A 24,744-nucleotide genomic window follows, 5' to 3' on the forward strand; every position below is an offset into this window, starting at 1 on the left:
AACGTCCGGTGTCGGCTCGTCAGCGCTTGGTCAGGGCGTCCGCCAGCGGGTCGTCGCTGCCCGCGGGCATGACCCGCAGCCGGCGGGCGGTCGCCTCGGCGCCCTGCCGCGCGACGTCGGCCGCCAGCGCCTTGAGCGACTCGGGGGTGTCCTGCGAGACCCGCAGGAACCAGCCCGAGCAGGCGTCGAGCTCGCCGGCCGCTATCGCGTTCACGACGTCGGTCACCCGCTCGACCGGGGTCCACCGGGTACGCCCCTCGTGCAGGGTCATCCCCGTGGACATGTCCGTCCGCACGACGCCCGGCGCGAGCTCGAAGACGCGGAGGCCGCGCGGGAAGCCGTCGCCGTGGAGGTTGGCGCCCATCCGCGTCAGTGCCGTCTTGCTCGCGTTGTACGCCGAGTAGCCGCCACCCATCTCGTGCGAGCTCGCGCCGGAGGCCAGGTCGATGACCCGGCCGCCGCCGCGCGCGATCATGCCAGGCAGGGCGTAGCGCATGAACAGGAAGGGCCCGCGCACGTTGGTCTCGAAGATCGACCACCACTCCTCGGGGTCGGCCTCCCACAGGGGGTGCTCTGACTCGATGGCGCCCGCGTTGTTGACCAGCAGGTCGACCGACCCGAGCGCGTCCTCGGCCTGCCCGACGGCGGCACGCACCGCCGCCGGGTCCGACACGTCGGCGGTCAGCTCGACCGCCGTCACGCCCTCGGCCCGGATCTCAGCGGCCACTGCCGCGAGGCGCACCGCGTCCCGCGCGAGCAGGGCGACGTCCAGCCCTGCTCGCGCGAGACCCAGCGCGATCTCCCGGCCGATCCCGCGCGAGGCGCCCGTGACGAGTGCGGTGCGCGACGGCGGGGTCGCACCCGTGCCGACAGCCTGGTGCGGGTCAGCCACGCAGGACCGCCCCTACCTTCTCGGCCGCCGACTCCACGACGGCGTCGCGCACCGCGCGGACCTCCTTCGCGGACAGCGTCCGGTCAGCGGCCCGCAGCCGGAGCGAGTAGGCGAGCGACTTCTTGCCCTCGCCCACCTGCTCACCGGTGAAGACGTCGAACAGCGCCACGTCCTCCAGCAGCTCACCCGCACCGGCCACGATGGCCGACCGAACTGCCTCGGCCGGCACGCCGTCCTCGACCACGAAGGCGAAGTCCTCCTTGGCGGCGGGGAACGCCGACACGGGGGCGGCCGCCACGGGCTCGCCCGAGGCCGCACCGACCAGGACGCTCAGGTCCACCTCGAACGCCGCGGCCCGGGCCGGGAGGCCCAGCGCCTCGACGACCTTGGGGTGCAGCTCGCCGGCGTGGCCGACGACCGTTCCGTCGGTGAGCTCGAGGCGTCCACAGCGTCCCGGGTGCCACGGCATCTGGCCGGAGTCCGGTACGACTACCACCTCGGCCCGGGCGCGCTCGGCCACCAGGCGAGCCGCCGCGAGGGCGTCCTCCCAGCCTGCCGCGCGGCCCGCGCCCCACCAGCCGGCGAGCTCACGCTTGCCGGTCAGCACGCCGGCGACACGACGCGGCTGGTCGGGAACCGCCGCGGCGAGGGCCGCGAGCTGCTCCTCGGTGGGCCGCACCCCACCGGGCAACGTGGGCGCCGCGGGGGCGCCCGGCGTCGGGCGGGTGACGAGGCCGATCTCGTAGACCGCGAGGTCGGTCAGCCCGCGCGAGACGTTGCGCCGAACGGTGTCGAGCAGCGTGACCAGCAGGTTCGACCGCAGCAGCGGCTTGTCGTCGGCCATCGGGTTGGCGAGCCGGAGGGAGACGCGGCGGGGGTCGTCGGCGGGAAGGCCGAGCGCGTCGTACTCGGGGACGCCGACGAACGGGTAGCTGAGCGTCTCGACGAAGCCCGCCTCGGCCAGCGCCCGGGCCACCGAGCGTCGCGTGCGCTGCTCGGTGGTGAGGCCCCGGCCGCCGGGCGCGGACGGGAGCACCGAGGGCACCTGGTCGTAGCCCTGGATGCGCACGACCTCCTCGACCAGGTCGGCCGGACCGGTCAGGTCGGGGCGCCAGGAGGGAGGGGTGACGAGGAGAACCTGCCCGGGCTCGACCACGGAGGACGCCTCGACCGTCGCGCCGATCTCCTCCAGGGTGCTGCGCACCTGCTCGGGGGTGTACTCGACGCCCGACAGCCTGGTGGGCTCGGTGACCTTGAGCGCGATCGGCGCCCGCGTGGTCTCCGCGGTGTGGTCGAGGTCGCTCACCGCGGCGTCGGCGGTGCCGCCACCCAGCTCGACCAGGAGGTCCACGACGCGCTGCGCCGCGACTGCGGGCAGCAGCGGGTCGACGCCACGCTCGAACCGCTTGGCGGCCTCGCTCGAGAGCTTGTGCCTGCGTGCGGTGCGCGCGACGGTGATCTGGTCGAAGTGGGCCGCCTCGACGAGCACGTCCGTCGTAGTGTCGCTGACCTCGGACGACGCTCCGCCCATGACACCGGCGAGCCCGAGCACGCGGCTGCCTGCCCCCGTGGGCGAGTCCGTGATCAGGAGGTCCTCGCTGTCGAGCGTGCGGTCGGCGTCGTCCAGCGTGGTGAGGCGCTCGCCGGTGGTGGCCCGACGGACCACTATGGGGGCCGAGACCTTGGCGAGGTCGTAGGCGTGCAGCGGCTGCCCGAGGTCGAGCATCACGTAGTTCGTGATGTCGACCGCCAGGGAGATGGACCGCATGCCGGAACCCTCGAGACGGTGCTTCATCCACGCGGGCGTCGGCGCGGCCGGGTCGATGCCGCGCACGATGCGCGTCACGAACCGGTCGCAGCCGACCACGCCGTTGATCGGTGCGTCGTCGCGCACCTGGACCTCGAACCCGTCAGGGGTCGCGGCAGGCTCGGCACCCGTCGCCAGACCGTGGTCGGTGAACTTGGCCCCCGTCGAGTGGGCGTACTCGCGTGCCACACCGCGGTAGCTGAACGCGTACCCGCGGTCAGGGGTCACGTTGATCTCGAGGATCTCCTCGCCCAGGCCGAGGAGCGCCACGGCGTCCTGGCCAGGCGTGAGGTCGGCCTCGGCGAACCCGTTCCGGGTCAGCACCAGGATGCCGTCGTGGTCGTCCCCGATACCGAGCTCGTTGACCGAGCAGATCATGCCGTCGGACACGTGCCCGTAGGTCTTCCGGGCGGCGATGGGGAACGGCCCGGGCAGCACGGTGCCGGGCAGGGCCACGGCCACGAGGTCGCCGGGCGCGAAGTTGTGCGCGCCGCAGACGATGCCGCGCGCGCCGTCGGCGTCGTTGTGCTCGGGTCCGACGTCGACACGGCACCAGTTGATCGTCTTGCCGTTCTTCTGCGGCTCGGGCGTCATCTCGAGCACCCGGCCGACCACGAGGGGGCCGGTCACGGCAGCCCCGTGGATCGCCTCTTCCTCCAGGCCCACCTTGACGAGGTCGGCCGCGAGCTGCTCGGCGGTGAGGTCCGCAGGCACCTCTACGTGGTCAGCGAGCCAGTCCTTCACGATGAGGGGCACTTCAGATCTCCGTCCCGAACTGGGTGGAGAAGCGCACGTCGCCCTCCACTATGTCGTGCATGTCCGCGATCGAGTGGCGCAGCATGAGCGTGCGCTCGATGCCCATGCCGAACGCGAAGCCCGTGTACTCCTCCGGGTCGACGCCCGCGGCGCGCAGCACATTGGGGTTGACCATGCCGCAGCCGCCCCACTCGATCCAGCCGGCTCCGCCCTTCTTCTGCGGGAACCACAGGTCCATCTCGGCGGACGGCTCGGTGAAGGGGAAGAACGCCGGGCGCAGGCGCGTCCTGGCCTCCGGCCCGAACATCGCCCTCGCGAACGCGTCCAGCGTGCCGACGAGGTTCGCCATGGTCAGGCCCTTGTCGACGGCGAGCCCCTCGACCTGGTGGAACACCGGCGTGTGGGTCTGGTCGAGCGCGTCCGTACGGAAGGTGCGGCCGGGGCACGCGATGTACAGCGGCACGCCACGCTCGATCAGGGAGCGCGCCTGGACCGGGGACGTGTGCGTACGCAGCACCAGGTTCGACTCACCGCCGTCACCCTCGCCGGCCACGTAGAACGTGTCCTGCATCTGGCGGGCGGGATGGTCCGGACCGAAGTTCAGCGCATCGAAGTTGAACCACTCGGCCTCGACCTCGGGGCCGTCGGCGATCTCCCAGCCGAGGCCGACGAAGAAGTCGGCGATGCGCTCCTGGACCAGCTCGATGGGGTGGCGGGCGCCCGCCGTCGTGCGCTGGACCGGGAGGGTGACGTCCACCGACTCCTCCGCCAGCACGCGCGCGTCGCGCTCGCCCTCGAGCTCGGCCTGACGGGCCGCTATCGCCTGGTTGATCTGCCCGCGACGCGGGCCCACGAGCTTGCCGGCCCTGGCCTTGTCCGGGCCGGGCAGCGCGCCGATGCCCCGGTTGGCGAGGGCCAGGGCGCTGCGGTCCCCGGTGTGCTGGGTGCGGACGGCCTTCAGCGCGTCGAGGTCGCCGGCCTTCGCGATGTCGTCGAGTGCGGCCTTGACCGCGGCGTCGAGCGCCGCCTCGTCGAGCGGATCGATGGGTGCCTTCTCATCGGGCGTGGACATGCTTGCCTTCCTGGCGGATTCGGGAGCCGGTTCGGTCCCCTGCCTGGGACCCTCTGCCGGCAAATGAAGTCTAGGTGCCCGCCAGGGCTCAGGACGCGTTGTCCACAGGGCAGCTCAGTGCCCGCGTGCAGCGCTCGCCGCACAGCCCATGGCGGGCTGCGTAAATCGGCGGGTCAGTGGCTGCATGCCGCCATCATTCCATGCCGGGGTGAGCGCGGGCAACGCGAATCCCTGGGTGGGACGACCATGTGCTTGGCACACTTTTTCTGATGTCAGAGAGTCCGCGTAGCGTCGTGGATGTCGCCACGGCCGGGGCGGCCCTGGCTCCGGCCGTGGCGGCGACGCCGGTCAGCCCTCGAGCGCCCAGGTCTCCACGATCTCGTAGCGCGGGCCACCCTGCGGCCCCTCCCCCGGGTGCGACTCGACGAGCGCGAACGAGTCCGTCGTCCAGTCCGGTCCCGCGTAGACGGACAAGGCCCGGGCGGCGGGCTCCAGCGCCGACCGCGGCTCGCCACCTGCGCTCTTGCCCCAGCGGTCCCGGCCCCGTGGCGGCTTCACCTGGCCGGCACGCGCGCGAGCGACGGTGACGTGCGCGCGGTGCGGCTTCACGTCGTCCGGCACCTCGCGAGGAGAGGCGGCCAGGCAGTCCGCCGCCAGGTTCTTCAGTGCGCCGGTCCCGCCGTCGACGCCGATCCACAGGACCCGGGCGCCGAACGATCCGGCGCCGCGCAGCCGCAGGTCGATCGGCGCGTGCTTGCGCGCGACGTCGGCCAGCTCGTCACGCAGCTCGGGCACCGTCCCCTCGGGGAGGTCGGCGTAGAACGCGAGGGTGATGTGCAGGCTCTCCCGCGGCACCCAGCGCGGGGAGGCAGGTACGCCGTCGATGGCGAGCCCTAGATGGTCCTTGACACGCTGGGGCGGGAAGACCGCCGTGAACAACCGCACCCGGCGATCTTAGGCGAGCGCCTCGTCCGGACAGGACATGATCTCGCTCCGCACCGGCGTCCGACCGGCTGCGACGTACGTCGGCTACCGCCTCCGGCGGCAGGACACGGCCCAGGCGACGGCCGAAACCGAACCCACTGCCCTCTCCCTCGGCCAGAGCACCTGGTTCCGTGCCGCGCCCGGCAGGATCCGCCGGCCCCTCGGACGACGCGCCGCCGGCCGCACCACCGGGCTCGGCGCCTCCCCCGCCGCCGGCGCCCCCACCCGACCACACGCGCGCGGTGGGGATCACGGTCGCCCCGTCGCGCTCGGTCGGCTCGCCGTGACCTCCCGGGCGCCGAAGGCCCCGGCCAGCGACTCGCTGATGCGGCTCAGATCAGGTGTGTGCCTCATGCGTCCACCGTAGGTTCCGGCTCCCCCACGCGATGCGGCAGGAGTCGGGACAACCCACCGGTTCACCCGGGGGGCTGCCCGCTGGGAAGGCCGACGGGGTCGCGCCACGCTGGTGGCACGTCCCAGACCCGTCGATGTCAGGAGCAGCCATGAACCCCACGGAACCGCACCCCGTCAACCGCCGGACCTTTCTCCGGGCAACCGCTACGGCGGGTGTCGCTACGCTCGCCGGGGTGACGACACCGAACGCCGCATGGGCCGCGCCCGGGCCGGCCGGACCGACGCACCGTCCCGTGGACCAGCGGTCGATCGATGCCGCGACCGGCTCGATCGAGGCGGATCTCGTAGCACTGCGGCGCGACATCCACGAGCACCCCGAGGTCGCGGGCGAGGAGCGCCGCACCGCTGCCCTCGTGGCCGACCGCCTGCGGGCCGCGGGGCTCGCGGTCACGACGGGTGTCGGTGGCCACGGAGTGGTCGGCATGCTGCACGGCGCACGCAAGGGCCGCACCGTCGCCTACCGCGCCGACATGGACGCGGTGCAGGCAGGTCAGACGACCGGCGGGGTCACCGACACGGGCCACCTGTGCGGGCACGACCTGCACACCACCGTCGGGGTCGGCGTCGCCGAGGTGCTGGCCGGACTGCGGTCGCGGCTCAGCGGGAGCGTCGCGTTCGTGTTCCAGCCCGCCGAGGAGAACCTCACCGGCGCCCAGGCGATGCTGGACGACGGCGTGCTGCGCCGCACCGGAGCCCGGGAGATCCACGCATTGCACTGCGGCCCGATGCCGGTGGGGACGCTCGCGGTGACGCCCGGGTTCGGCATGCCCGGCCTGGACCGTGGCACGGTCACCCTCACCGGCCCCGACGCCGCCGCACGGGCGCAGGCTCTCGCCGCGGACATCATGGGCCTGGCCACGATCCGGCGTCCACAGACGTTGGACGACATGGAGCAGCTCATCGTGGACCTCGGGACCCCCGACGGGCCGCTGGCCCGGTTCGTCAACATCCAGCACGCCACACCACAGCCGGGCACGAACGGTTCAGTCACCGTGGCGACGTCCTACCGGTGCTGGCCCGAGGCGCGCCATCTCGAGGTCCGCGACAACATCCGGGCGATCGCGGCCGGGTACGACGCCGACGCGGAGTTCCCCGCCGCCCCGTTCCCTGCCCTCCTCTGCCCGGAACGGGACGGCACCGGACTGGAACGTCATCTGCGCCGTTCACTCGGCCACGACCAGGTCTCCCGGATGCAGGCCGCGCCGCCGTTCAACGGAGAGGACTTCGCGCTGTTCGGTCAGCGGATCCCCGTCACGTACACCTTCCTGGGCGTGCGGTCGCCCGGCGCACTGGTCACCACGGGCTTTCCGCACCACGTGGACTTCGAGCCGGACGAGCGCGCCATCGGCACAGGAGTACGTGCGATGGCGGGCTGGCTCGCCGAACGCGCGCGACGCGGATGACCGGTGCGACCGGGCCCCGGCCCGCACCGTAGCGAGATGTCAGGCACACGACAGTCAGGCACTTGACAGAGTTCGGTACGAGGCGCATCGTTGTTGTCATGCACCTGACAGACAGGTGCCTGACAATCAGGAGAATCATGAGATACCCCCACGAGATCGAACCGGACGACAGCATCGACGAGAGCGAGACTGCTGCGGACGAGACCAACGAGAACGAGGCCGACGACCCGCGCCAGGAGGCGATGAACCGCCTGTCGACGGTCGGCATGCTGCAGCTGCACCACGCCAAGCGCGCGAGGCGGAGCGGACGCGGGGCCCCGTGGCTGGACCCCAGCCAGGGACAGGGCCGCGTGCTCGCCCTGCTGCAGCTCAAGCCCGAGACCACCCAGAAGGACCTCACGTTCCTGCTGGGCATGTCCCGCCAGGCGACCGCCGAGCTGCTGTCCAAGCTGGAGAAGCAGGGGCTGATCGAGCGCGAGCCCTCGGCCGACGACAAGCGCGTGGTCGTCGTCCGGCTCACCGAGGCGGGCAAGGCGGCCGAACAGGCCACCGAGCGCCCGCCGCACGGGACGCCGGAGCTGCTGGACGTCCTCGACGACGACGAGGTGGCGCAGCTGTCCGGCTACCTGGCCAGGATCCTCGAACGCGCCGAGCGTGAGTGGGCCGGCGAGTTCGGCGAACGTCGCGAGGCGTTCGAGGAGTTCTGGCGCTCCCGCGGCGGGTTCGACCCTCGCATGCGCGGGTTCGGCCGCGGCGGGTTCCCCGGGGGTCCGGGCGGGTTCCCCGGCGGACCCGGCGGCTTCCCGGGCGGTCCTGGTGGATTCCCCGGCGGACCTGGTGGACCTGGCGGATTCCCGGGCGGACCCGGTGGGTTCCCCGGCGGACCTGGCGGCCACCCCGGCCCGCACGGCCGGCGTGGCCGACGCGGCCACCGGGACGACCAGGGCGAGGAGTGACGGCAGGTGTGCCGCACCTCAGCTCAGCCGCGTCCGGCGCGTTCAGCGCTGGGCGCGGCTGCTCGCGTAGAGGCAGACGGTCGCCGCCGTGGCCAGGTTGAGCGACTCGGCCTTGCCGCGGATGGGCACCCGCACGACGGCGTCGGCCAGCGCGCGATCCTCCTCTGGCAGCCCCCAGGCCTCGTTGCCGAACACCCAGGCGGTAGGCCCGGCAAGATCCGGTGCCGTCCCGGAACCGGCGTCGTCCAGGAGGTCGTCCAGGTCGAGCGGGCCGGTCCCGTCAGCCGCGAGGACGTGACACCCGGCGGCGCGCAGCTCGGCCACCGCGGCCGCGAGCGACAGCCCGGTGACGACGGGCAGGTGGAACAGCGACCCGGCTGTCGAGCGGACCACCTTGGGGTTGTGCACGTCGACGCTCTCCCCCGCGAGGACCACGAGGTCCGCCCCGGCGGCGTCGGCGGCCCGGATGACGGTGCCCGCGTTCCCGGGGTCGCGGACGGTGGCGAGCACCGCGGCGAGCAGTGGCCGTCCGGCGCGCTCCGGATCCCGCGCGGCCAGCGCCTCGGGCAGCGACGGCACGGCGGACCGCACGACGGCGAGCACACCCTGCGCGTCGGCGCTCATCGCCTCGAGCACCTCGGGAGTGCCGAGGTGCACGAACAGCCCGGCCGAGCGGGCGTCGTCGACGATCTCGGCGTACCGCGTCGCGGCCGACGGGGTCAGGTAGACGTCCCGGACGGACGGCGCCGCGTGACGGACCGCCTCTCGCACGCCCTGCGGACCTTCGACCAGGTACAGCCCGTGCTTGGAGCGTGCCGAACGCCCGGCCAGTGCCCGTACCTGCTTGACGCGGTCGGCTCGCGGATTCGCGAGCGTCACGTCAAGCGCTGACGGGGCCTCCGGAGAGGCAGCTGGCCGGGCGTCCGGTGAAATGCTCAACCTCAGGCAGCGGCCGGGGCGTTGACATCCGCCGGCAGCGCGTCCTTGGCGACCTGGACGAGGGCGTTGAACGCCGCGATGTCGTTGACCGCGAGCTCAGCGAGCATGCGGCGGTCGACCTCGACACCAGCGGCCTTGAGGCCCTGGATGAGGCGGTTGTAGGTCAGACCCTGCGCGCGGGAGGCAGCGTTGATGCGCTGGATCCACAGCTTGCGGAAGTCACCCTTCTTCTTCTTCCGGTCACGGTATGCGTAGACCAGGGAGTGGGTGACCTGCTCCTTCGCCTTACGGTAGAGGCGCGAGCGCTGGCCGCGGTAACCGGCGGCGCGCTCGAGGGTTGTACGGCGCTTCTTCTGGGCATTTACTGCCCGCTTCACGCGTGCCACGTGAGACTCCTTGTACTTCGGGGCTGAAAGGGTTCTTGGCGACGCCCGTCAGGCGTGCGCCACAAAAATCACTTACCGAGCAGGCGCTTGACCTTCTTGACGTCAGACGGTGCGACGACCTGGTCCATGGCCAGACGACGCGTGCGACGGCTGGACTTGTGCTCGAGGTAGTGGCGAGCGTTGGTCTGCTCGCGCATGATCTTGCCGCTACCCGTGACCTTGAACCGCTTCTTCGAACCGGAGTGCGTCTTGTTCTTCGGCATGACTGCCGTTTCTCCTCATGTCGGTCGACCGCTGCTGGAGCGGCGACGTTGTACCTGGGCCGGTGGGCCGACCTGGTGTCGTAGTGGTCTTGGGGACCGCGCCTCAGCCGGCCTTCGGTGCACGCGGCTTGGGGGCCACGGGCTTCGGCGCCGGCTTGGGGGCCGGGACGGGCTTCGGAGCTGCCTTGGCGGCCGGCTTCGCTGCCGGCTTCGAGGCAGTCTTGGCCGCAGGCTTGGTGGCCGGCTTCGGCTCCACGGGGGCGGGCGCCTCGACGACGGGCTCGGGCTCGGCCGCAGCGACCGGCTCGGGCTCGGCCTCGACGACCGGCTCGGGCTCCGGCTCGACGGCGGCTACGGGCTCGGGCTCGGCGACGGGCTCCTCGACGACGGGCTCAGGAGCCGCCACAGCGGCAGGCTCCTCGACCGTGGTCTCGGAGGTCTCGTCGACCTGGTCCTCGACCGGCTCCGAGGTCTCGGGCTCGTCGGCCGCACGGGCCTGCGCCTTCGCCTCGGACTTGGTCATGCGGCCCGCGTTGATCTCGGTGGAGCGCTTGCGCTGCTCGACCTTGGCGTCCGCCTTCTTCTTGACCGGTCCGAGGACCATGGTCATGTTGCGGCCGTCCTGCTTCGGCATCGACTCGACGAAGCCGAGCTCGGCGACGTCCTCCGCCAGACGCTCCAGCAGGCGACGACCCATCTCCGGGCGCGACTGCTCGCGGCCGCGGAACATGATCATGACCTTGACCTTGTCGCCGGCCGAGAGGAAGCGGACGACGTGGCCCTTCTTCGTCTCGTAGTCGTGCGGGTCGATCTTCAGACGGAACCGGATCTCCTTGAGAACCGTGTTCGCCTGGTTGCGCCGCGCTTCTCGCGCCTTCATGTCGGACTCGTACTTGAACTTGCCGAAGTCCATGAGCTTGGTGACAGGCGGGCGAGCGTCCGGCGCAACCTCGACGAGGTCGAGGTCAGCGTCCTGGGCGAGCTTCAGGGCGACCGCCGTGGCAACCACGCCGACCTGCTCCCCGCCAGGACCGATGAGTCGGACCTCGGGAACACGGATCCGGTCGTTGATGCGAGGCTCGGTGATGGTGATGCTCCTCAGAAGTCGTTGATTGACCACCAGGAACGAGAAATGGCTCCCGCCCTGAACACAGGTGGAAGCCATCACAAGGAAAGGGTGCCCGGACCGGCGAAGAACTGAGCCGATACCGCTGCACCCGACCTAGGACCCGGACTCTGTCGGCACCTTGCGGCGCTCGGTCGTGACTCGGGTGGGATGGTGATCCACTTTGTGCACCCGGCTCTCACCGGGTCGGTCGTGCCCCCACGATAGCAGCATGCCGGCGCGGGTCGCCATACCGGCCGATGTGAGGTGGGCCGCGCGCCGGTACGAGCCCTCCCAGCGCAACTGGAATCATTCCAGTTTAAGGGCTAGGGTGAAACGCATGACGCCGACCGCCCCCGCAGCCGTGACGCCGGAGGACCTCCTCCGCGGCGCCGGCCTGCGGGTGACCGCCCCTCGCGTGGCGGCCCTGCGCGCGGTGGGCGAGAGCCAGCACGCCACCGCCGACGACGTCCTGAGCTCGGTCCGCGCGGAGCTGGGCACGGTCTCGGTGCAGGCGGTCTACGACGTCCTGCACGCGCTGACCGACGCCGCTCTCCTGCGCCGCATCGAGCCCGCCGGCCACCCGGCCCGCTACGAGCGCCGGACGGGCGACAACCACCACCACATCGTCTGCCGCTCCTGCGGCGCCATCGGTGACGTGGACTGCTCGGTCGGCCATGCCCCCTGCCTGACCCCCAGCGACGACCACGGGTTCGTGGTCGAGACCGCCGAGGTCACGTACTGGGGCCTGTGTCCGGACTGCAGCGCCTGATCCCCGCCCGCAGAGCCCGCCCGTAGCGCTGGGCACCAAGAGTTCGCCGACCCACGCCGAACGCCGCAAGAACCCCCGAGCAGCACAAAGGAAGGCACGTCTGAAGATGACAACTCCTTACACCACCACGCAGACCGGCACGCCGGTCGTCAGCGACGCACACTCGCTGACCGTCGGCGCCGACGGCGCAACGGTCCTCCACGACCGCTACCTGGTCGAGAAGCTCGCACAGTTCAACCGTGAGCGGATCCCGGAGCGGATCGTGCACGCCAAGGGTGGTGGCGCCTTCGGTGAGTGGGAGATCACCGGTGACGTGTCGCAGTACACGCGTGCCGCGGCCTTCCAGCCGGGGGCCAAGGGCGAGGTGGCCCTGCGCTTCTCGTCCGTCGCCGGCGAGATGGGCTCCCCCGACACCTGGCGCGACGTCCGCGGTTTTGCACTGCGCTTCTACACGACCGAGGGCAACCTCGACATCGTCGGCAACAACACGCCGGTGTTCTTCATCCGCGACGCGATCAAGTTCCCGGACTTCATCCACTCGCAGAAGCGCCTCCCCTGGTCGGGCCTGCGCGACCCTGACATGCAGTGGGACTTCTGGACCCTGTCCCCCGAGTCGGCCCACCAGGTCACCTACCTCATGGGCGACCGCGGCCTCCCGGCCTCGTGGCGTGAGCTGAACGGCTACGGCTCGCACACCTACCTGTGGACCAACGCCGCCGGCGAGAAGTTCTGGGTCAAGTATCACTTCATCTCCCGCCAGGGCGTGAAGTTCCTCGACAACGACGAGGCCGCGAAGATCGCCGGGCACGACGCGGACTACTACCGCCGCGACCTGTACGAGGCGATCGAGCGCGGGGACAACCCGGTCTGGGACATCAAGGTCCAGGTCATGCCGTACGACGACGCGAAGACCTACCGGTTCAACCCGTTCGACCTCACCAAGGTCTGGCCGCACGCGGACTACCCGCTGATCCACTTCGGCCACTTCACGCTGAACCGCAACCCGCTCAACCACTTCGCGGAGATCGAGCAGATCGCCCTGTCCCCGGCCAACCAGGTGCCTGGCACCGACATCTCGCCGGACAAGATGCTGATGGCCCGCGTGTTCTCCTACCCGGACGCACAGCGCTACCGCGTGGGCACCAACTACCAGTCGGTCCCGGTGAACCAGCCGCACGCCGCTCCGGTGTACAACTACTCGCAGGACGGCTCGCAGCGCCACCAGTTCAACGTGGGCGTGCCGAACTACGCACCGAACTCGTTCGGTGGCCCTGTCGCCGACCCGGCCCGCGGCCAGGACGGCTCCTGGGCGTCGGACGGCGAGCTCGTGCGCACGGCGGCCACGCTGCACAGCGAGGACAGCGACTTCGGCCAGCCCGGCACGCTGTACCGCGAGGTCTACGACGACGGCGCCAAGGCCCGTCTGCTGGAGACCCTGACCGGTCAGGGCCAGGCGATCACCATCGACGAGATCCGTGAGCGCTTCTTCCAGTACTGGACCAACGTCGACGGAGAGCTGGGCGCCAAGCTGCGCGCGGCCGTCGCCGTCTGATCCACCCGCACCAGCTGAGGCCGGGTCCCCCACTCCGGGGGACCCGGCCTCTGCGTTTCGCCTGGCGGGTGCTGGGTCAGGGGTTTCCGCAGGAAGTGGCAGCGCTTCTTGTCTGACGCCGGTTCGTCCCGCTACCGTCCCGAGGGCGGTCCGGAGTGCTTTTGCCGTGGTCCGACGCCCGCGGTACCGCTCAAGAACATGGGAGTCAACGATGTCTCGCTCGCTCATCCGGATCGGCGCCGCCCTCACGGCCGGCCTGCTGGCACTGACGGCGGCGGCCGGGCCGGCCACCTCGGCACCGAAGCACGACCCGAAGCCCGAGCCGGCGGCCGCGTCCCACCGCGTCCTGGCCTTCTACCAGACCATCTACGAGACCGGGTCCGACGGCGTCCGCCGCTACGTCGACCCCAAGCCGCTCCTCGGCTCGGTCACCGACGTCAACGTCGGCGCCATCCACCTCAACGCGGACGCGTCCCTCACCGTCAACGACATCCCGGCGAGCCACCCGGAGCTCGGCGTGATGTGGGACGACCTGGCGGCCATGCAGGACCAGGGCGTCACCGTCAGTGCGTTCGTGGGCGGCGCCGCGCCCGGCACCTACCGGTACCTGCGCGAGGACTTCGACCGCTTCTACCCCGTGCTGCGGGACTTCCTGCGCACGTACGAGCTGGACGGCGTGGACCTCGACATCGAGGAGACGTTCTCGCTCGCGGACACCATCCACCTGGTCGACACGCTGCGCGCCGACTTCGGCCCCGACTTCGTCATCACCCTCACGCCCGTCGCGACCGACATGGCGGGCCGCACGAGGTTCTCCGGCGGCTTCTCCTACGCCGAGCTCGAACGCCGTGCCGGCGACCGGATCGACTGGTACAACACCCAGTTCTACTGCGGCTGGGGCGACCTGCGGACCACCACCGTGTACGACCAGATCCTCGCCAACGGGTTCACCCCCGGCCGCGTGGTCGCCGGGACCGTCACCAACCCCGCCAACTGCAGCGGGTACGTCGACTGGCCCACGTTCGACGCCACGGTCGGCACCCTTGCCGCGCGGCACCCGGACTTCGGCGGCGTCTTCGGCTGGGAGTACTTCAACTCCGTCGGGTACGCGGGCGGCGGCCGGGCGAGCTGGTTCGCGCACGCGTCCGACGTCGTCAACTCCTGAGCAGCTGCCCACCCTGGCCGGGGCGTGCCGGGATCGACGACAGGAGGCGGCGGGTGTAGTCGTGCTCCGGGTCGGCGAAGATCCGGTCGACCGGGCCGGCTTCCACCACCTGGCCGCGGTGCAGCACCGACACCGTGTCGGCGAGCTGGCGGACGAGCGCCAGGTCGTGCGAGACGAAGACGTAGGTCAGGCCCAGCTCGGCCTGGAGGCGCACCAGCACCTCCACGATGTCGGCCTGCACGCTCACGTCGAGGGCGGACGTCGGCTCGTCGAGCACCAGCACGTCGGGCCGCTGCACCAGCGCGCGGGCGATCGCCACGCGCTGCCGCTGGCCGCCGGACAGCGCCGCGGGGCGCCGCGACAGGAGGTCCTCGACCAGGCCGACCGCCGCGAGCGCCTCCCGCACCAGGGCGGGGCGCTCCCCCGGCCGGCCGATCCGGAACCGGTCGAGCGGCTCGCGCACCAGCCGTCCGACGCGCCAGGTCGGGTCGAGCGAGGTGAACGGGTTCTGGTAGACGAGCTGCAGGTGCCGTCGTGCCGAGCGGAGGTCCTTGGCCGAGCGCCCGTGCACCGGTTCGCCGGAGACGAGGATCTCGCCGTCGTCGGCCTGCTCGAGACCGAGCAGGAGGCGTACCGCCGTCGTCTTGCCGGAACCGGACTCCCCCACCAGCGCGTGCGTGGTGCCGCGCGGGACGGCGAAGGAGACGTCGTCGAGCGCGGTCAGGCGGCGTCCCTCCACGGTGAAGGACTTGGTGACGCCGCGCAGCTCCACCTTCGGCTCGGCATCCGGGGCCGGTGACCCCGCCACGACCGGGGAGCCGGCCGGGACCGCCCGTTCGCCGCGCAGCGCGCGGTAGCGGTCGGGGTTGAGCGCGGGCACGTCTGCCTGGAGCTCGCGCGCGTAGCCGGACCGGGGCGCGGCGAACACGCTCGCCGTCGGCCCCGCCTCCTGTACGGCGCCGTCCCTGAGCACGACGAGCGAGTCGGCCCGCTCCGCGGCGATCGCCAGGTCGTGGGTGATGAGCAGCAGGCCGATACCGAGGTCGGTCCGGAGCTCCGACAGGAGGTCCAGGATCCGCTTCTGGATGGTCGCGTCCAGGGCCGACGTCGGTTCGTCCGCGATCAGCAGCGCGGGCCGGGGCAGGACCGCGAGGCCGATGAGGACGCGCTGCAGCATGCCGCCGGAGAGCTGGTGCGGGTAGGAGTCGTACACGCGTCGCGGGTCGTCGAGCCCCACCTGCGCGAACGTGTGGTGGATCAGCTCGCGGCGGGCGCGCGCGTCGCGTTCGCCGGTGAGCGCCGCGGCCTCGTGCGCCTGGGCGCCGATGGTGCGCACGGCGTTGAGCGAGCTGCCCGGGTCCTGCGGCACGAACCCGAGTGCGCGGCCGCGCAGCGGGCGGAACCGCCGCTCGGGCAGGGCGAGGATGTCGCGCCCCTCCAGCTCGACCCGGCCGCGGGCCGCGCCGCCGTCGGGCAGCAGGCGCAGCAGCGACCGGGCGATGGTCGACTTGCCCGAGCCCGACTCGCCGATCAGGGCGAGGCTCTCGCCCCGGCCGAGCGAGAAGCCCACGTCCGAGACGACCTCGGTGCGGCCGTACGAGACCGAGAGTCCCTCGACGCGCAGGAGTGCGGGCTGCTCGGGCGCGTCCTCTGCCCCGGCTGCGCCGCTCGCTTCGGATGCTGCGGCTGGGCCGGACAGGGCGGTTGCGGCGGTCACTGTCATGGTGCGCTCCCTCGGAGACTGGTCACGGACGGGCGTTCGGGGGTCAGTCGGTCCGGCGCAGCCAGCGGCTGATGCGGTTCACCGACACCACGGTCGCGACGACGACCAGGGCAGGGGCGTAGACGAGCCACGGCGCCGTCGGGTAGTCCTTGCCCGAGGAGACGAGCAGGCCCCAGTCCGACGCCGGCGGCGGGTCCCCGTAGCCGAGGAAGGCGAGGCCGGCGATCACGAGGATCGACAGGCCGAACTGGAGCACCGCCAGGGCCAGCAGCGAGCGCGAGGCGTTGGGCAGCACGTGGCGCAGCAGGACGTGCGTGCGGGAGCCGCCCTGCAGGACCGCCGCCTCGACGAAGACCGCGCGGCGCGTCTTGATCACCTCGGCGCGCATCACGCGGGCGAAGACCGCCACCGCCGAGATGCCCGTCGCGATCGCCGCGTTGACGGTCTGGAAGCCGAGCGAGCTGACGATGACGACGGCGAGCAGGAAGCTCGGGATCGCCAGCAGCACGTCGACGACGCGGGCGAGCACGACGTCGGTCCAACCGCCGGCCGAGCCCGCGACCAGGCCGATGGCGCCGCCCACGACGACGCCTATCGTCACCGCGACGAGCGCGCTGGTGACCGACGACGCGGTGCCGTGCACCACCCGGGAGAACAGGTCGCGGCCGAGGTGGTCGGTGCCGAACCAGTGGGCGGCGCTCGGCCCGAGCAGCTTGTCGGCCGGGACGCCGCCCGCCGGGTCCTGGCTCGCGAAGATCCCTGGCGCCAGCGACCAGAGCAGCACGACCAGGAGCACCGCGAACGCGACCACCACGGTGGGCGGGACGGCGGCGGGACGGCCGGCGAGGCGGGTCCGGGCCGCGGCGGTGCGCCACGAGCCGACGACAGTGGTGGCGGTCATGACGCGCTCAGCTCCCTCTCCGGGGCGACGGCCACCGGGGTTCTCCCGGCGGCCCCTGCCGAGTCCGGCCGTACCCGCGGGTCGAGCAGCGGGTAGACCAGGTCGGCGATCAGGTTGACGACGACGAACACGACGGCGGCCAGCGACACGACCGCCTGCAGCACCGGCAGGTCCTGCGTGGACACGGACCGCTGGACGAGGCTGCCGACCCCGGTGCGGCCGAAGACCGTCTCGATGATGAGCGCGCCGCCCAGCAGCTCCCCCACGGTCAGCGCGATCACCGTCACGACAGGGAGCGACGACGGCTTGAGCAGATGCCTGGCGAACAGCCGCACCCGCCCGAGCCCGCGGGACCGGGCGACCGTCGCGTACTCCTGCCGCGACTCGTGGTCGAGGCCCGTGATCAGCACCTCCGCGACCTGGGCCGAGACCGGGATGCCGAGAGCGACGGCGGCGAAGAACGTCGCCCACGCGCCGTCGGGCTCGATCACCCGGAACAGGCCGAGCTGGAACGCGAAGACCTGGATCAGCAGCAGGGCGACCACGAACGCAGGCACCGACAGGAACAGGGACGGGAGCGCGCGGAGCACCCCCTGGCCGTACCGGCGTGGGAGGGCCTGCGTGCCGAGCGCGATCGCGAACGCCAGGACGAGGGCCACCACCAGCGCGGACGCCGCGAGCGTCAGCGTGGAGGGCAGCACCTCGGCCACCAGGCGGCTCACCGGCAGGTTGGAGCGCAGCGAGACGCCGAGGTCGCCGACGAGGAAGTGGGACAGCGACTGCCAGAGCTGGACCGCGATCGGCTGGTCCAGGCCGTAGTAGGCGACGATCCGCTGGATCTCGTCCTCGGTGAACCCGTTCTCGGGGTTGCGGAGCGTGTTGGTCACCGGGTCGCCGGGCAGCACGCTGATCACCACGAAGGTGAACACGTACGCGAGCAGCACCACCGCTGCCGCCTGGGCGAGGCGCCGGCCGGCGAACCGGAGATAGCTGGTGCTCATGGCTGTGTCACCTCGATCGCTTCTTGAGCCATGTCAGTCCTCGAGCCATGCCGTGTAGTAGCTCGCGTAGGCGACGCCGTTGTACGTGACGTCCTGGAGCCTCGGGTTCTGCACGTAGATGCGCTGCACGATCTGGGTGAGCGGCGCGAAGTACGCCTCCTGGAGCAGGTACGCCTGCAGCTCGTCCACCGCTTTCGCGCGCTCGTCCAGGTCTGTGGCCTGCGCCACCGCGTCACGCAGGTCGTTCGTCCGCGGGTCGCTCTCGCCCAGGCCGAACCAGTCCTCGCCGTTGCTGGCGTCGGTGAGGATGCTCGCCACCGTGCCGACGTCGATGAAGCTGCGCGTGACCTCGTAGTTGGACAGCGAGGTGTTGTCGGAGACCCGCTCGCCGTACGTGACGACGTCGTACGCCTGGATGCCGACGTCGAAGCCGAGCTCGCCCAGCTGCTGGGCGACCAGCTCGTCGATCGCCTTGGACGTGGCCAGGTACGGGTTGGGGTAGAGCGTGAGCTCGAGGCGGTCGCCGTCCTTGGTGCGGACGCCGTCGGGGCCCTCTTCCCAGCCGGCGTCGTCGAGCAGGGACGCGGCGAGCTCGGGGTCGTAGGCGAACTCGGCGGAGTGGTCGGTCGCCTCCGGCACGTTGCTCTGGATCAGCGACTCGGCGGCGGACCAGTCCTCGGTGTAGACGGTGGACAGGATCTCGTCGCGGTCGATGCCGTGCTGGAACGCCTGCCGCACCAAGACGTCGTCGAACGGCGCGACGCGGGTGTTGAGCCGGTAGCCGTTGACGAAGCCGAGGTAGCGCGGCACGTCGACGACGAAGCCCTGGTCCTTGAACGAGGCGAGCTCCTGCGGCGGGACGTTGTAGGCGACGTCCGCCTGGCCGGCCTGGACGGCTCCGGCGCGGGTCGAGGACTCGGCGACGAGCTTGTACGTGATCGAGTCGAGGTAGGCCGGTCCGGTGTGGCCGACGGCCTCGGGCCCCCAGTCGTAGTCCTCGCGCTTGGTGAGGACCACGCTGTCACCCTCCTTCCAGGACTCGACGACGAACGGGCCGGAGCCGATGTCGTTGGACAGGTCGGCCTGCTCCTCGGCGGGGCGGTCGAGAGTCTTCGGCGAGATGAGGATCGAGCCGTGGTAGCCCAGCGTCGGCACGAACCCGAGGGTCGGCGCGTCGAAGTGCACCCGCACGGTGGTCGCGTCGACGGCCTCCGCGCGGTCGTACGTCTTGGGGAACAGGCCGACGGGACTGATGCCCTCGTCCGGCCTGCCGAACGCCCAGGTGTCGAGGTTCTGGACCACCGCGGGGGCGTCGAGGGGGCTGCCGTCCGAGAACGTCACCCCGTCCTTGAGGTGGAGCGTGAACTGCGTGGCGTCGTCGTTCTGCTCCCAGCTCTCGGCGATCCAGGGGCTGACCGTGCCCTCCTGGTCGACGTAGACGAGCTTGTCGGCGACGTGGCCCCAGATGTGCCCCTGGAAGCTCGAGATCGAGCTGTTGTTGGGGATCCAGGTGTCGCCGAGCGAGTCGATGAGGAAGACGATGTCGCCGCCGTCGTGCGGCTCGCCGGTGCTCCCGCCCGACTGTGCCGGGCCGCCGGCCGCGCAGCCTGCCGCGAGGGTGACGGTGGCGAGTACGCCGACAGCGGCCTGGACCGCTCGCCGCGTACGTCCGGTCCAGCGGCCGGTGCGCGTGGTGGTCATCGGTGTCTCCTTCGAGTGCGAGGTCTGGCAACTGGCGCGGACGGTAGCGAGCAGATGCCGCACGTCCATGCCTTGCGCCGGACTTCCCACATCTTGAGACGTAAATCTGAGACGATTTGGGGACGGCCCGAGACGGCTAGCGCGGCGCGACGGCGTCCGGGGCCAGGAATCCGTCCGGCGCGAGGATCCCGGCCGGGTCGAGGAGCGCCTTGATGGCGCGCTGCAGGGCGAGCTGTCCGGCGCCGAGCTCGGCCTCGAGCCACTGCCGCTTCGCCGAGCCGACGCCGTGCTCCCCGCTGATCGTGCCGCCGTGGGCGAGCGCGGCACGGACCAGGGCGTCCGCCGCCTCGTGGAGCCTGGCCGGCGGCTCCGTCTCACTCGGCAGCCGCGGCACGCTCAGGCCGGGGTGCAGGTTGCCGTCGCCGGCGTGCGCGACGGCGCTCACCTCGACGTCGAACCGGCGGCCGATCTCCTCGATCGCCTCCAGCACGGGCACCAGCGCCGAACGTGGCACTGCCACGTCCTCGCCCACCGACCACAGGTCGTCCCGGCGCCCGCGTCCCGTACGGCGCAGCTCGTAGTAGCGCTCACCCTCGGCGTCGTCGAGCAGCTCGGCGTGCAGGCCCGCCGCCTCCAGCGCGGCGGCGAGCGCCACGATCTCGGCGTCGGCGCCCGGACCGTCCGTCCGCACGAGCACCAGGCCGCCGCCGTGCCGGTCCGCCAGGTCGGTGCCGCTGTGCGCGTCGATGTTCTGGAGCGTCGCGCGGTTGAGGAGCTCGACCGTGGAGGGGCGCACGCCCGAACCGGTCACGACGCCGACCGCGCGGCCGGCGTCGGGCAGACCCCGCACCGACGCCACGAGCGTGCGCACCACGGTGGGAGCGGGCAGGAGGCGCAGCGTCGCGCCGACGACGATCCCCAGCGTGCCCTCGCTGCCCACCATCAGGCCCACCAGGTCGTAGCCGGTGACGCCCTTGATGCTGCGGTGCCCGGTCCGCAGCAGCGTGCCGTCGGCGAGGACGACATCCAGCGCCAGGACCGCCTCGCGCGTCACGCCGTACTTGACGCAGCGCAGCCCGCCGGCGTTCGTCGCGATGTTGCCGCCGATGGTCGACGTGGCGGACGAGGCAGGGTCGGGGGCGTACATCAGGCCGTGCTCGCGTGCGGCGAGGTCGATGTGGTTAGTGATGGCACCCGGGCCGACGACCGCCACCTGGTCGTCCGGGTCGATCCGGAGGGCGGCCAGGCCCTCGGTGGACAGCACGATCCCGTCGGCGGGCGCCGTCGCCCCGCCGGAGAGGCCGGTTCCCGCGCCACGCGTCACCAGCGGCACGTCGAACGCGCTCGCGACGCGCGCGACCGCCTGGACCTGCTCGACGGTGCGCGGGACGACCACGGCCGCCGGCGGCCGGGCGGCGCGCAGGCCTGTCGCGTCGGAGCGGTACGGCTCGACGTCGTCGGGGGCGGTGCGCACGTCTGCCGCGGCCAGGTGCTCACGCAGCGCGGTGACCAGGCCGGACGGCGCCGGCCGCCGGGTGGCCGGGGCCGATTCCGGGACCGATTCCTTGGCCGATTCGTTGGCGGGCGGGGTGGTTGTCGACATGCTGCGGTTCTACGAGGCGTTTCCCCCGCGAGTCAACGGTCCGGAGCGGTGTCTCGGATCCTGGGCACGGTCCCGTCTCGCGCGGGCCCGCCACCGGGTGTCCAGCAACTGAGAAGTTCGGGGAAACCCGGCGGCGCCCCGGCCCGCGTGCCCTATACCTGCGCGGCATGACGCTCACCGACCCCACGCTCCCGGCCTCGCCGGCGGCGCCCGCGGCCCCTCTGACCCCGATCTCCCTGACCCCGTCCGCCCTCGCGCGGCGCCTGACCGCCCCGAAGGGTTTCGGCGACCAGAGCCTGCTCTCCCCGCGCCCCGACGCGATCCGCCTGCTCGGCGGCATCCCCGATCCGTCGGCACTCCCCCTCGACGAGTTGCGCACGACGCTCGGCGAGGTGTGGGATGCCGGCGGGGCCGCGGCATCCCTGCAGTACTCGGGCTCGCACGGCTTCGAGGGCCTCCGCGCCTGGATCGCGGAGCGCGAGGGCGTCGACCCACGCCGGATCCTGATCACCAACGGCGGCATGCACGGCCTGTCGCTGACCGTCCAGGCGCTCGGCGAGCCGGGCGCCGTCGTCGCCGTCGACAACCCGGTGTATCCGCTGTTCCTCCGCACGCTGGAGCTGATCGGGGCAGAGCCGCTGCCCGTGCCCGTCGAGGCGGACGGACTCGACGTCGAGCACCTGGCCCGGCGTCTCGCCGACGGCGACCGCATCGCCGCCGTCTACACCGTGCCGGACTTCCACAACCCCTCGCAGGGCACCCTGTCGGCGGAGAAGCGCGCGGCCCTGGTCGAGCTGGCCGCGCGGTACGGCTTCGTGGTGATCGCTGACGACCCGTACCGCGAGCTGCGGTTCGCGGGCGAAGACCAGGGGCGGCGTGTCTTCTTCGACTCGGAGCACGTGGTGCACGTCAACACATTCACCAAGACGCTCGGGCCGGGCCTGCGGCTGGGCTGGCTCGTGCTCCCCGAGCACCTGGTCGACGCGGTGCTGCGCCTGCGCAACCGCCAGGACTCGCACTCCTCGACGTTCGTCCAGACCCTCGTCCAGCACCTCCTCGTCAGCCGGCCCGGCTGGTTCGACGCCACGCTCGCCCGCGCCCGCGACCTGTACCGGCACCGCGCGGAGCTGCTCGTGCAGGAGCTGGAGGCCCGGCTACCCGGGCGGCTGACGATCACCGCACCCGAGGGCGGGTTCTTCCTCTGGCCGCTGCTGGCCGACCCCGCGGTGGATGCCGCCGGGCTGCACGCCCGGGCGGTCGCCGCCGGCGTCGACTACCAGCAGGGCGAGTTCTTCGCGTCGGGACCCGGCACCGACTCGGCGCGCCGGCTGCGGCTCGCCTACGGCGACCGCACCGATGCCGAGCTGCGCACCGCCGTCGAACGGCTGGCTGCCGCCTTCGACTGAACCGTGCCGCCCCCGTCAGGTCCGGATAGTGAGAAATCCGGGTCTGGTCCTGGTCATCGGCCCTCCGGCGACCTATACCTCCCCACGGCCACCCGCCCGACGCGAGACCGCGCCGTTCACCACGTTGCGAGGAGCACTGCCATGACCGCACAGCCCGAGCAGGACACCGACCTGTCCGCCCTGGAGGAGCTCTTGGCCCAGCAGGACGAGCCCCAGCTGAGCCCCGACGAGTTCAAGACCGTGTTCCGCAACCACCCCGCCGGGGTCGCCGTCGTCGCGCTCCGGCACGAAGGCCGGCTGGTCGGGTTCACCGCCACGTCCGTCATCTCGGTGTCCGCGGCTCCCCCGCTGCTCGCCTTCTCGCTCGCCTCGGCGTCGTCGTCCTGGCCGGCGGTCTCGGCGGCGCGCACCCTCACGGTGAGCTTCCTCGCCGCCGACCAGGACGACATCTCGGGCCGGTTCGCCACCAGCGGCATCGACCGGTTCGCCGACGGCGGTTGGACGGCGCTCCCCACCGGTGAGCCCGTGATCGACGGCGCCGTGTCGTGGTTCCGGGCGCGCGTGGTGCAGCGCACGCCGGTGGGCGACAGCTACCTCGTGTCGCTGCGCGCCCTGGAGTCCAGCCTCACGCGGACCGGCGGGGAGCCGGTCGCCGCCCCGCTGGTCTACAAGAACCGCGCCTACCACCGGATCGGCGACGACACGGCCGTCTGAGCCCTGTCCGATTCCGGTCCCACCCCTGCGACCTCGGAGGACCCCATGCCCTCAGCACAGCCCCTCTCGCCCTTCTTCGTGGGCCTCGACGCCGACGGCACCGGGAGCCACCCGGCGTCCACCGCCGTCACGGGCCTCGCCGGCGCCGACCTCGTCTCGGGCGACCGGCTCGCCCGCTCGGTCCGGCAGGCCGAGAACGCGGGTCTCACGTTCGTCTCCTTCGCCGACGCGCTGCTGCCCGCGGTGCCCGGCTCGCCCGCGTCGGCCCGCCTGGACGCCGTCACCCGCGCCGCGTTCGTCTCCCGCACGACGACGGCGATCGGCCTGGTACCGCAGGTGCCGACCACCTACCCCGAGCCGTTCCACGTCGCGGCGCAGCTCGCCTCCCTCGACATCGCGACGGCGGGACGTGCCGGGTGGGTCCCTTCGGTGACCCGCGACGCCGAGACGGCGGACGCGTACGGCCGGTCCGTCGTCTCGGACCTGGAGCGGGAGGCGCGCGACGTCGTCCAGGTGGTCAGGTACCTGTGGGACTCGTGGGAGGACGACGCAGTGGTGCGCGACGTGGCCACCGGCCGGTACCTCGACCGCAGCCGTGTGCACTACGTGGACTTCGAGGGCAAAAGCTTCTCGGTCAAGGGGCCGCTCATCACGCCCCGCCCGCCGCAGGGGCAGCTCGTGGTCCTCGCGTCGGACGGCGACATCGCCCCGGCTCCCGGTCACGGCGGCGCCGACCTCGGGAGCACCGCCGAGCAGCTGGTCGACGTCGCGCTCGTCCGCGGGTCCGACGTCGCAGCGGCCCGGGCCGGCGCCGTGTCCGCCCGCGAGCGTTCTCCGCGCGTGGGCCTCGACATCGAGGTGGTGCTCGACGCCGGCGGGCGTACCGGCACCGACCGCCTCGCCGAGCTGGACGCCGGCTCTCCACCCGCGAGCCGGACGCCGTGGGGCACCGGCGCGCTGCGCCACGTCGGCAGCGCGGCGAGCCTCGTGGCCCTGCTCACCGAGCTCGCGACCCCCGGCCCGGACGGACGGCGCCCGGTGGACGGCGTGCGTCTGCTGCCCGCCGTGCTCGACGTCGACCTGCCGGTGCTCGCGCGTGACGTCCTGCCCGCCCTGCGTGCGGCCCGGCTGACCGCGGCGCCCCGGCCGGGCGCCACCCTGCGCGACGCCCTCGGGCTCCCGCGCCCCGCCAACCGCTACGACGTCCGCGTCGCCTGAAGGAGACCTGC

The 24,744-nt window shown here is 72.3% G+C and carries 21 protein-coding genes; 8 read left to right on the top strand and 13 right to left on the bottom strand.

Annotated elements, in window-relative coordinates; genetic code table 11:
- Positions 1 to 19: 19 nt before the first annotated feature.
- From AB0I32_RS20805 to thpR, 4 genes are all read right to left on the bottom strand, one after another.
- On the bottom strand, positions 20 to 892 hold the full coding sequence (locus tag AB0I32_RS20805) for an SDR family oxidoreductase (protein ID WP_357509473.1): 873 nt from the start codon (positions 890 to 892) through the stop codon (positions 20 to 22).
- Positions 885 to 3,455 carry a phenylalanine--tRNA ligase subunit beta gene (gene pheT, locus AB0I32_RS20810; protein ID WP_357509475.1) on the bottom strand — a complete coding sequence of 857 codons (2,571 nt, stop codon included), beginning with the start codon at positions 3,453 to 3,455 and terminating at the stop codon, positions 885 to 887. Before pheT ends, AB0I32_RS20805 begins: the two co-directional genes overlap by 8 nt.
- A gap of 1 nt (position 3,456) precedes the next feature.
- Complete coding sequence (gene pheS, locus AB0I32_RS20815; protein WP_357509477.1) at positions 3,457 to 4,527, bottom strand: phenylalanine--tRNA ligase subunit alpha; 1,071 nt, start codon at positions 4,525 to 4,527, stop codon at positions 3,457 to 3,459.
- A gap of 348 nt (positions 4,528 to 4,875) precedes the next feature.
- Positions 4,876 to 5,472 (bottom strand): RNA 2',3'-cyclic phosphodiesterase, encoded by a 597-nt coding sequence (thpR, locus tag AB0I32_RS20820; RefSeq protein WP_357509479.1) that lies wholly within the window; start codon positions 5,470 to 5,472, stop codon positions 4,876 to 4,878.
- 626 nt (positions 5,473 to 6,098) lie between these two features.
- On the opposite strand from thpR, the gene AB0I32_RS20825 reads away from it, so the two are divergent.
- Positions 6,099 to 7,328 carry a M20/M25/M40 family metallo-hydrolase gene (locus AB0I32_RS20825; RefSeq protein ID WP_357509481.1) on the top strand — a complete coding sequence of 410 codons (1,230 nt, stop codon included), beginning with the start codon at positions 6,099 to 6,101 and terminating at the stop codon, positions 7,326 to 7,328.
- A 137-nt stretch (positions 7,329 to 7,465) separates the two neighbouring features.
- Complete coding sequence (locus AB0I32_RS20830; RefSeq protein ID WP_357509483.1) at positions 7,466 to 8,284, top strand: MarR family transcriptional regulator; 819 nt, start codon at positions 7,466 to 7,468, stop codon at positions 8,282 to 8,284.
- A 42-nt stretch (positions 8,285 to 8,326) separates the two neighbouring features.
- Here the strand turns inward: AB0I32_RS20830 and AB0I32_RS20835 are convergent, their stop codons facing one another.
- From AB0I32_RS20835 to infC, 4 genes are all read right to left on the bottom strand, one after another.
- On the bottom strand, positions 8,327 to 9,163 hold the full coding sequence (locus AB0I32_RS20835; RefSeq protein WP_357509485.1) for an RNA methyltransferase: 837 nt from the start codon (positions 9,161 to 9,163) through the stop codon (positions 8,327 to 8,329).
- A gap of 62 nt (positions 9,164 to 9,225) precedes the next feature.
- A complete protein-coding gene (gene rplT, locus AB0I32_RS20840; protein WP_116674657.1) occupies positions 9,226 to 9,609 on the bottom strand; it encodes a 50S ribosomal protein L20 in 384 nt (127 codons plus the stop codon).
- A 68-nt stretch (positions 9,610 to 9,677) separates the two neighbouring features.
- On the bottom strand, positions 9,678 to 9,872 hold the full coding sequence (rpmI, locus tag AB0I32_RS20845) for a 50S ribosomal protein L35 (RefSeq protein WP_116674656.1): 195 nt from the start codon (positions 9,870 to 9,872) through the stop codon (positions 9,678 to 9,680).
- Between the two features lie 103 nt (positions 9,873 to 9,975).
- Entirely contained in the window at positions 9,976 to 11,037 is a 1,062-nt protein-coding gene (gene infC, locus AB0I32_RS20850; RefSeq protein ID WP_357509539.1) for a translation initiation factor IF-3, read from the bottom strand.
- A 280-nt stretch (positions 11,038 to 11,317) separates the two neighbouring features.
- On the opposite strand from infC, the gene AB0I32_RS20855 reads away from it, so the two are divergent.
- From AB0I32_RS20855 to AB0I32_RS20865, 3 genes are all read left to right on the top strand, one after another.
- Positions 11,318 to 11,749 (top strand): Fur family transcriptional regulator, encoded by a 432-nt coding sequence (locus AB0I32_RS20855; protein WP_357509487.1) that lies wholly within the window; start codon positions 11,318 to 11,320, stop codon positions 11,747 to 11,749.
- A 106-nt stretch (positions 11,750 to 11,855) separates the two neighbouring features.
- Entirely contained in the window at positions 11,856 to 13,301 is a 1,446-nt protein-coding gene (locus AB0I32_RS20860; RefSeq protein WP_357509489.1) for a catalase, read from the top strand.
- A 211-nt stretch (positions 13,302 to 13,512) separates the two neighbouring features.
- Positions 13,513 to 14,466 (top strand): glycosyl hydrolase family 18 protein, encoded by a 954-nt coding sequence (locus AB0I32_RS20865; RefSeq protein ID WP_357509491.1) that lies wholly within the window; start codon positions 13,513 to 13,515, stop codon positions 14,464 to 14,466.
- Here AB0I32_RS20865 and AB0I32_RS20870 read toward each other — a convergent pair.
- The 5 genes from AB0I32_RS20870 to AB0I32_RS20890 all read right to left on the bottom strand — a co-directional run bounded on the left by AB0I32_RS20870 (position 14,456) and on the right by AB0I32_RS20890 (position 21,395).
- On the bottom strand, positions 14,456 to 16,189 hold the full coding sequence (locus AB0I32_RS20870; protein WP_357509493.1) for an ABC transporter ATP-binding protein: 1,734 nt from the start codon (positions 16,187 to 16,189) through the stop codon (positions 14,456 to 14,458). The two genes, AB0I32_RS20865 and AB0I32_RS20870, sit on opposite strands and share 11 nt — an antisense overlap.
- Before the next feature lie 43 nt (positions 16,190 to 16,232).
- Entirely contained in the window at positions 16,233 to 17,090 is an 858-nt protein-coding gene (locus tag AB0I32_RS20875) for an ABC transporter permease (RefSeq protein WP_357509495.1), read from the bottom strand.
- A complete protein-coding gene (locus AB0I32_RS20880; protein WP_357509497.1) occupies positions 17,087 to 18,091 on the bottom strand; it encodes an ABC transporter permease in 1,005 nt (334 codons plus the stop codon). Before AB0I32_RS20880 ends, AB0I32_RS20875 begins: the two co-directional genes overlap by 4 nt.
- 33 nt (positions 18,092 to 18,124) lie before the next feature.
- Entirely contained in the window at positions 18,125 to 19,792 is a 1,668-nt protein-coding gene (locus AB0I32_RS20885; RefSeq protein ID WP_357509500.1) for an ABC transporter substrate-binding protein, read from the bottom strand.
- 136 nt (positions 19,793 to 19,928) lie between these two features.
- Positions 19,929 to 21,395 (bottom strand): FAD-linked oxidase C-terminal domain-containing protein, encoded by a 1,467-nt coding sequence (locus AB0I32_RS20890; RefSeq protein WP_357509502.1) that lies wholly within the window; start codon positions 21,393 to 21,395, stop codon positions 19,929 to 19,931.
- Between the two features lie 167 nt (positions 21,396 to 21,562).
- Between AB0I32_RS20890 and AB0I32_RS20895 the strand changes: the two genes are divergently transcribed.
- The 3 genes from AB0I32_RS20895 to AB0I32_RS20905 all read left to right on the top strand — a co-directional run bounded on the left by AB0I32_RS20895 (position 21,563) and on the right by AB0I32_RS20905 (position 24,733).
- Positions 21,563 to 22,801: a PLP-dependent aminotransferase family protein gene (locus tag AB0I32_RS20895; protein WP_357509504.1), complete on the top strand. Its 1,239-nt coding sequence runs from the start codon at positions 21,563 to 21,565 to the stop codon at positions 22,799 to 22,801.
- A gap of 141 nt (positions 22,802 to 22,942) precedes the next feature.
- On the top strand, positions 22,943 to 23,515 hold the full coding sequence (locus AB0I32_RS20900; RefSeq protein WP_357509506.1) for a flavin reductase family protein: 573 nt from the start codon (positions 22,943 to 22,945) through the stop codon (positions 23,513 to 23,515).
- Between the two features lie 45 nt (positions 23,516 to 23,560).
- Positions 23,561 to 24,733 (top strand): LLM class flavin-dependent oxidoreductase, encoded by a 1,173-nt coding sequence (locus AB0I32_RS20905; protein ID WP_357509508.1) that lies wholly within the window; start codon positions 23,561 to 23,563, stop codon positions 24,731 to 24,733.
- Positions 24,734 to 24,744: the final 11 nt, after the last annotated feature.

This window comes from Promicromonospora sp. NPDC050249, from assembly GCF_040656015.1.
Taxonomy (GTDB): domain Bacteria; phylum Actinomycetota; class Actinomycetes; order Actinomycetales; family Cellulomonadaceae; genus Promicromonospora.

Bases quoted from the DNA above. Each gene is read 5' to 3' on its own strand.
- pheS (WP_357509477.1), bottom strand. From the start codon at position 4,527: ATGTCCACGCCCGATGAGAAGGCACCCATCGATCCGCTCGACGAGGCG.
- AB0I32_RS20830 (WP_357509483.1), top strand. From the start codon at position 7,466: ATGAGATACCCCCACGAGATCGAACCGGACGACAGCATCGACGAGAGC.
- rpmI (WP_116674656.1), bottom strand. From the start codon at position 9,872: ATGCCGAAGAACAAGACGCACTCCGGTTCGAAGAAGCGGTTCAAGGTC.
- infC (WP_357509539.1), bottom strand. From the start codon at position 11,037: ATGGCTTCCACCTGTGTTCAGGGCGGGAGCCATTTCTCGTTCCTGGTG.
- AB0I32_RS20855 (WP_357509487.1), top strand. From the start codon at position 11,318: ATGACGCCGACCGCCCCCGCAGCCGTGACGCCGGAGGACCTCCTCCGC.
- AB0I32_RS20860 (WP_357509489.1), top strand. From the start codon at position 11,856: ATGACAACTCCTTACACCACCACGCAGACCGGCACGCCGGTCGTCAGC.
- AB0I32_RS20865 (WP_357509491.1), top strand. From the start codon at position 13,513: ATGTCTCGCTCGCTCATCCGGATCGGCGCCGCCCTCACGGCCGGCCTG.
- AB0I32_RS20870 (WP_357509493.1), bottom strand. From the start codon at position 16,189: ATGACAGTGACCGCCGCAACCGCCCTGTCCGGCCCAGCCGCAGCATCC.
- AB0I32_RS20875 (WP_357509495.1), bottom strand. From the start codon at position 17,090: ATGACCGCCACCACTGTCGTCGGCTCGTGGCGCACCGCCGCGGCCCGG.
- AB0I32_RS20880 (WP_357509497.1), bottom strand. From the start codon at position 18,091: ATGAGCACCAGCTATCTCCGGTTCGCCGGCCGGCGCCTCGCCCAGGCG.
- AB0I32_RS20885 (WP_357509500.1), bottom strand. From the start codon at position 19,792: ATGACCACCACGCGCACCGGCCGCTGGACCGGACGTACGCGGCGAGCG.
- AB0I32_RS20890 (WP_357509502.1), bottom strand. From the start codon at position 21,395: ATGTCGACAACCACCCCGCCCGCCAACGAATCGGCCAAGGAATCGGTC.
- AB0I32_RS20895 (WP_357509504.1), top strand. From the start codon at position 21,563: ATGACGCTCACCGACCCCACGCTCCCGGCCTCGCCGGCGGCGCCCGCG.
- AB0I32_RS20900 (WP_357509506.1), top strand. From the start codon at position 22,943: ATGACCGCACAGCCCGAGCAGGACACCGACCTGTCCGCCCTGGAGGAG.
- AB0I32_RS20905 (WP_357509508.1), top strand. From the start codon at position 23,561: ATGCCCTCAGCACAGCCCCTCTCGCCCTTCTTCGTGGGCCTCGACGCC.